At 65.2% G+C, this 6,344-nt stretch carries 7 protein-coding genes; 5 read left to right on the plus strand and 2 right to left on the minus strand.

The features are described 5' to 3' along the window. The first annotated feature begins 116 nt into the window (after positions 1 to 116). Positions 117 to 1,061, plus strand: a complete 945-nt coding sequence (locus EOA85_RS24345) for an LLM class flavin-dependent oxidoreductase (RefSeq protein WP_127211467.1) — start codon at positions 117 to 119, stop codon at positions 1,059 to 1,061. Positions 1,062 to 1,117: 56 nt separating this feature from the next. Here the strand turns inward: EOA85_RS24345 and EOA85_RS24355 are convergent, their stop codons facing one another. Continuing rightward, on the minus strand, positions 1,118 to 1,720 hold the full coding sequence (locus EOA85_RS24355; RefSeq protein ID WP_245485988.1) for an iron chelate uptake ABC transporter family permease subunit: 603 nt from the start codon (positions 1,718 to 1,720) through the stop codon (positions 1,118 to 1,120). 246 nt (positions 1,721 to 1,966) lie between these two features. On the opposite strand from EOA85_RS24355, the gene EOA85_RS24360 reads away from it, so the two are divergent. Genes EOA85_RS24360 through EOA85_RS24375 form a run of 4 tightly spaced genes read left to right on the plus strand, consistent with a single transcriptional unit; the run spans position 1,967 to position 5,149 of the window. Further along, complete coding sequence (locus EOA85_RS24360; protein WP_164759849.1) at positions 1,967 to 2,758, plus strand: ATP-binding cassette domain-containing protein; 792 nt, start codon at positions 1,967 to 1,969, stop codon at positions 2,756 to 2,758. 28 nt (positions 2,759 to 2,786) lie between these two features. Then, a complete protein-coding gene (gene exbB, locus EOA85_RS24365; RefSeq protein ID WP_127211464.1) occupies positions 2,787 to 3,713 on the plus strand; it encodes a tonB-system energizer ExbB in 927 nt (308 codons plus the stop codon). Positions 3,714 to 3,728: 15 nt separating this feature from the next. Beyond that, positions 3,729 to 4,187, plus strand: a complete 459-nt coding sequence (gene exbD, locus EOA85_RS24370) for a TonB system transport protein ExbD (RefSeq protein WP_065010245.1) — start codon at positions 3,729 to 3,731, stop codon at positions 4,185 to 4,187. Then, positions 4,187 to 5,149, plus strand: a complete 963-nt coding sequence (locus EOA85_RS24375) for an energy transducer TonB (protein ID WP_127211465.1) — start codon at positions 4,187 to 4,189, stop codon at positions 5,147 to 5,149. Before exbD ends, EOA85_RS24375 begins: the two co-directional genes overlap by 1 nt. 50 nt (positions 5,150 to 5,199) lie before the next feature. Here the strand turns inward: EOA85_RS24375 and EOA85_RS24380 are convergent. Further along, positions 5,200 to 6,344, minus strand: a 1,145-nt coding sequence (locus EOA85_RS24380; RefSeq protein ID WP_127211466.1) for an ATP-binding protein, incomplete at its 5' end; no start/stop codon positions are given.

Here is a 6,344-nt window from a genome sequence, read left to right on the forward strand (position 1 = left end):
GGGCTCTGAATAAATCAGGTAGCGACCTGCCGCTTTCAGAATACCGGAGTTGAATGAACCGAATTCAGGTGCGCTTTTGCGCGCCCAGTGATCCCAACGTGATGGAGGAGATGGCAATGCCGATCGAGTTCACGCATGTTCCCGGTAAAACTCACCCTGCCGATTCAACCGTGCCGTTTTTCTACGATTTCGCGGAAACCGCGACAAAGCTGTCGCTGATCGAGAGCATCGGTTTCCAGAAGATCGTCGTCGACGATCCGGCCGGGCTGCTGACCAATATGGATATTGCCGCCCGGGCGCTGGACCGCACGTCCTCACTCGAGGTCGTTCTCACGCATTGGGCCGGTGTGATCGAGCCGACGGTGGCGGCACGGCAACTGGCGGCGCTCGACTCGAAAAGCGGCGCGCGGTTGTCGCTCAGGATGCTCAGCGAGCCGCTGAACGATGACGATGCCGAAACACGTCCGGTCGGTCATACGCTCGTCTGGCAGCGGATCGACGAATATCTGGTGCTGCTGAAGCGGTTGTGGTCGAACAACAGGCCGTTCGATCATGAAGGCGCCTTCTACAGCGTCAAGGGCGGCTATGTGCCGCGCAAGGGGCCGACTGTCGCTGACGTGACCATCCGCATGGGCGGCCAGTCCGGAACGGCCCTCAAGGTCGCCGGGCGGCATGCCGATGTCTTCGAACTGGCGCCAGGTTCGCTCAACGAGATCCGCCAGCTGATGGAGCGGGTGCGCAGTGCCGCCGCCGAACACGGCCGGGCCGGCAAGCTGCGTTTCGCGCTTCCCGTCCTGATCCGTTCGGAGGACAACGTCTCCTGCCAAAAAGCCGTCGAAATTGCTGGGCCGCCGGCGCAGATCGCGTTGTCGCTGCTCCCTTATGCGGCCCTGGGAATCGAGGAATTCATGATCATCGGCATCGATCGGCCGCGCGAGATCGCAATGGCTGGCCGAGAAATGATAGCGCTGCTGCGCAACACTCTGGCGCGCCGCAAGGCCGATGTCCCTCAGCCCGGCACGTTTGCGCCTCGCGTGATCCGGGAAGCACGCGCCGGCTGAGCGTGGCTGGACTATGTGCCTTGTGGCCGCCAGCCCGAAGCACTTGGGGGTGCCGCTCATTGCCGGGCTTTCCACATCAGCACCATGAAATAAGGCCCTCCGACCAGAGCAGCCAGCAAACCCGCCGGAATCTGCCATGGGAAAATGAGCATCCGGCCGGCCCAGTCGGCCGAAACAAGGATCATGCCGCAAGGATCGCGGATGCGAAAAGCGGTGGCAAGGCACGTTGGAAGCCGAGCATGCGGGCCAGGTGCGGCGCCGTAGGAATCGAGCGCCGTGAACAGCGTGAAATTGCTCTCCTTGAGCTGCAGCCCGTCCTTGTAGAAGACGCCGCTGGAGTTCGAAATGCCGCGCAGGCCGTGGCCACGATTGTCGGTGCCGTAGAGATTGCCGCTTGCGCCTGGCGTATAACGCAGCGCGCTAGTCAGGCTATCCACCGCCTGCGCTTCCATCTGGTCTTTGGTGATGACCGATATCGACTGCGGCGTCTCGATCAACGGTGTGTCGCTCTTGGTGGCAGTGGAGCCCTGGGTAGCGACATAGCCGTCGACCGTCCCAAAGGCGCTTTCGACGCGTTCCTGAATGTTGATCGGGTCGAGAGTGGTGGTCGCATCCTGCGCGACGGCTCGGCCGCCGCCAAGTAGCACCGGCAGCGACATCGCCGCGATCAGCAGGTTCGGCGCGCAGTCACTTCATCTTGAGTTCTTCCGCGACCTGAACCAACGACCATCTCGGCGCCCTCCACATTTTCTGGGGCGTCACGCATTTTGTTGACTCAAAAAGCCATCATCATTGTTGACTATTAAACTCATGTTTCATAGTCAACCGGGCATCGGCGCCGAAAACCGGATTGCCGAAAGCCGGATTTCGAGATGCACTCACAAAGCTGGAGGGAGGCCGAGACCGTGGCAGGAACTCATGCCCAGACTGCCTTCTATGTCGAAGCGGTGCGGTTCGCTGTCGGCGAGCGGACGCTGCTCGGGCCGGTCACACTCGAACTGCAACGCTCGCGCGTCTACGGGCTGATCGGGCACAACGGCTACGGCAAGTCGACGCTGATCAAGCTTCTGGCTCGCCAGCAGCCGGCAAGCTCGGGCGGCATCACCTTCGCGCAGCGTCCGCTGGTGCAGTGGGGCGTGCGCGAACTCGCCCGTGCGCTCGCCTATCTGCCGCAGATGACGCCGGCGGCGACCGGCTTGACCGTGCGCGAACTGGCGACGCTCGGACGCTATCCCTGGCACGGCGCGCTCGGCCGCTTCGGGCACGAGGACAGGCGCCATGTCGACGAGGCGCTTGCCCTGACCGACATGGCGGATTTCACCGACCGGCCGGTGGACGAATTGTCCGGTGGCGAGCGCCAGCGCGCATGGCTGGCCATGTTGGTGGCGCAGAATGCCGGCGTCATGCTGCTCGACGAGCCGATCTCGGCGCTCGACATCGCCCATCAGGTCGAGGTGCTGGGGCTGGTCAGGGACCTCAGCCGCAAACGCGACCTGTGCGTCGTCGTCGTGCTGCACGATCCCAACATGGCGGCGCGCTACTGCGACGAATTGATCGCGTTGAAGGACGGCAGGCTGCTGACGCGCGGCACGCCGGACCAGATCATGCAGGGCGAGGTGCTCAAAGGAATTTTCGGTGTGGAGATGGGCGTGTTTGCACACCCCATCACCGGCCAGCCGTTCGGTTATGTGCAATGAGGCCACTGTGAGAATAAGGAAGAAGCCCTTGTCCAGACATGGTTTGTTCGCGGCGGTGATCGCATTCGCCATTCTGTCGGCTGGCGGCCCTGCCGCCCAGGAGCAATCAGGCGCGGCCCTGCCGATCGAAGCTCCCGCGCCTGGAGAGGCTGCGCCGGACGCGGTCGTGCCACCGGCGCAGCCCACCGTGACCACGCCCACCGAGACCACGCCTATCGAGACGGGGCCTTCGACGGCGACGTCTTTGACCCTGCCGCATGATCTGTCGCCATGGGGCATGTTCATGGCGGCCGATATCGTCGTGAAAGCGGTGATGATCGGGCTGGCTTTTGCGTCCTTCGTCACCTGGACAATATGGCTGGCCAAATCGCTGGAGATCCTTGGCGGCAAGCTGCGCGCCCGCCGCGCGGCACAAGCGATCGGCAATGCCGCGACGCTGAACCAGGCGGGGCGCGCGCTTGGTCACAATGGCGGTCCCGGCGCCCTGCTGGTGCGGGCGGCAGAGGAAGAGACCGCGCTTTCGGCCGGCTCGCTCGACCATGTGTCCGGCGACGGATTGAAGGAGCGGGTCACCTCGCGCCTGTCGCGCATCGAGGCGGCGGCGGCGCGGCGCATGTCGCGCGGCACCGGCGTTTTGGCGACGATCGGCTCGACCGCGCCCTTCGTCGGCCTTTTCGGCACGGTCTGGGGCATCATGAACGCCTTCATCGGCATCTCGCAGGCGCAGACCACCAATCTCGCCGTCGTTGCGCCGGGCATTGCAGAAGCCCTGCTGGCCACCGCGATGGGCCTTGTCGCGGCGATCCCGGCGGTGGTCATCTACAACGTCTTTGCACGCTCGATAGCCGGCTATAGGCAGATCCTTGCCGATGCATCGGCAGGGGTCGAACGGCTGGTCAGCCGGGATCTGGATTTCCGCACGGTCGCGCCGGCAAAGCAGATGGCCGCGGAATGAGCACGGAGCGACGCCGTGGCAGCTAGAATTCGAGAGAACATCGACGGCGATCTCGCGGAAAACCACGAGATCAACGTCACGCCGTTCATCGACGTGATCCTGGTCCTGCTGATCATCTTCATGGTCGCGGCGCCGCTGGCGACGGTGGATGTCAATGTCGACCTGCCGGGCTCGACCGCGACGCCGGCTCCCCGGCCGGAGACGCCGCTGTTCCTGACGCTGAAAAACGATCTCAGCCTGGCGATCGGCAACGACACCGTGCCGCGCGAAGCCTTCGCCGCCACGCTCGTCGGCAGGACAAAAGGCGACAGGCAGACGCGCATCTTCCTGCGCGCCGACAAGGCGGTCGGCTATGGCGATCTGATGGAGGCGATGAACCTTCTGCGGGGCGCCGGTTATCTGAAGATCGCGCTGGTCGGCCTCGAGACCGCGCCCGGCGATGCCGCGGCGCCACAAGTCGGAACGGGCCAATAATGTCGCCGGCGGCCGCCCTGCCGATGGCCGATCAGCGGCGTTTCGGCATGCGCGAGATTGCCTGGTGGGCGGCCGCGGCTGCGCTGGTTCTGGTGGCGCATGCCGCGATCGGCTATGCGATGCAGAGCGGGCGCCCGGCCGAGCCCGATGGCGGGCCGCCGCAGGCGCAGGTGATCGAGTTGTCGCCGATGGCGTTCACGCCAGCCATGCCGGCCCCGATACCGGACGAGGTGGCGCCCGATCAGCCGGATCCGGCCGAGGAGCCCGTAGCCGAAACGGAGCCTCCGCCCGAATCGCCCGTCGAGCAGGCAGAGCCGGTCACCGAGCCGTCGGAAACCGCTCCGGCCGACACAGTCGAGCCCACGCCGCCGACCATGGCGGAACGGGTCGACCAGCCGCCGCTCGAGGAGGTCGTGCCGGACGTTGCCGAGGCCGTCACGCCGGAAGTGGTCATTCCGCCGCCGCAGCCGAAACCGGTCGAGGCACCCGTCGAGGCCAAGACAAAGAAGCAAGCAAAGGCCAAGGAGCCGGCTGAGGCCAAGGCGAAGAAGCCGGTCGAAAAGGCCAAAAACCGTCCGAAAAAGGAGAAAGCCGCACCGCCGCGGACGACGGCCAGTCTCGCTGCGACACCCGCAGCCAGGGCGGCCGCACCGAAGTCGGCCAAGGCGGTGGCTGCGTCCCGAGGGGACGCCAAGAAGTGGAACTCGCAACTGACAAGGTGGATCAATCGGCACAAGCGCTACCCGAAGGCCGCGAGAGCCCGCCGTTCGGAAGGAACCGTAAGGGTCTCCTTCATGGTGGCCGGCTCCGGCCGAGTGACGTCCGTTCGCATCACCGGTTCATCCGGCGACCCTGATCTCGACCGCAGTGTACTGGACCTGCTGCAGGGCGCTACAGTGCCGGCGCCGCCGGAAGGCGTTAGCTCGCGTGTCGATGTGCCCTTGACGTTCAGCCTGCGGTAATCAGGCGATACGGCGATGCCGTGCGTCGAGAATGGCGCCAAACGGCTGAATCAGGAAACCGCATCGAAAACCACTTTCTGTGAAAGGCCGCCGCCCGGGCGGTTCTCCAGTGTGATGGCGCCGCCGTGGCGTTCGATGATTTCCTTGGCAATGGCGAGGCCGAGGCCGGCGCCTGGAATGGACTGCCTGCGGCCGGGATCGACGCGAAAGAAGGGCTCGAACGCCTTGCCGAGCAGCTCGGGCGGAATGCCGGGTCCGCGATCGGCGATGGTGAGGGTGGCGCGGTTGTCGGCTGCGGACAGGGAGATGCCGCAGCCCTTGCCATGCGTGGCGGCGTTGACGATCAGGTTGCGCAGCGCGCGGCGAAGGCCGAGCGCGCCTGCCCTGACCGAGACCTTGTCGAGATGGCCGACCGACACGGCATGGCCGAGCGAAACCATCTCGGCCTCGATGTCGCGAACCAGCCGGTCCAACTCGACCGGCTCGACGGCATCCTGGTCAACCTCCTCGCGCACCAGTCGGATGGCGCTGTCGGCGATGCGATCGAGCTCATCGAGGTCGTGCAGCCATTTCTCGCGTTCTTCGTTGCCAGCCAGGAATTCGGCGCGCAGCCGCATGCGCGTCATCGGCGTTCTCAAATCATGCCCGGCGGCGGCGACCAGGCGCATGCGGCTTTCCATAGCGGTCTTCAGTCGCGACGAAAGCTGGTTCAGCGCGTGCGCCGTCGCCTTGACCTCGGCCGAACCCACCTCTGGCACCGCCGCCAGCACGCCATCCGACCCGATCTTGGAAACGGCGGCCTCCAGCATCTCGACCGGCCGGATCAGCACGGAGGTGAAATAAACCGAGACGGCCGTGGCGCCGGCCACAATCAGCGAGATCCAGCCGGCGAGAACCAGCCACTCGCGCTTTGGCGGCGTGATGTGGGGAACTTCGATGATCGCCCAGCGATTGTCGTGCAGGCGTACCGACGCAAGCTGACCGGGCTCTCCAGCTTTGTCGTTGACGACGGCCAGGACGTCGAGACCCCGGCGGCGCAGGATGTCGTTGAGCATCGCCGTTTCGTCCCGGTCCACCCTGCCGCCGGCCGGATGGTCGCTCAGTTGCACCGGCAGCACATCTGGAATCTGGCTGGGCAGAAGCCGCACTACGAGTTCCATCTGTTGGGCAACCCAGGGCATGATCAGTTCCGGTG

The sequence above is a fragment of the Mesorhizobium sp. M5C.F.Ca.IN.020.29.1.1 genome, assembly GCF_003997375.1.
GTDB classification, from domain to species: Bacteria; Pseudomonadota; Alphaproteobacteria; order Rhizobiales; family Rhizobiaceae; genus Mesorhizobium; species Mesorhizobium wenxiniae.

Excerpts from the sequence above, each read along its gene's own strand:
- EOA85_RS24345 (WP_127211467.1), top strand. The coding sequence starts at position 117 with ATGCCGATCGAGTTCACGCATGTTCCCGGTAAAACTCACCCTGCCGAT.
- EOA85_RS24355 (WP_245485988.1), bottom strand. The coding sequence starts at position 1,720 with ATGTCGCTGCCGGTGCTACTTGGCGGCGGCCGAGCCGTCGCGCAGGAT.
- EOA85_RS24375 (WP_127211465.1), top strand. The coding sequence starts at position 4,187 with ATGTCGCCGGCGGCCGCCCTGCCGATGGCCGATCAGCGGCGTTTCGGC.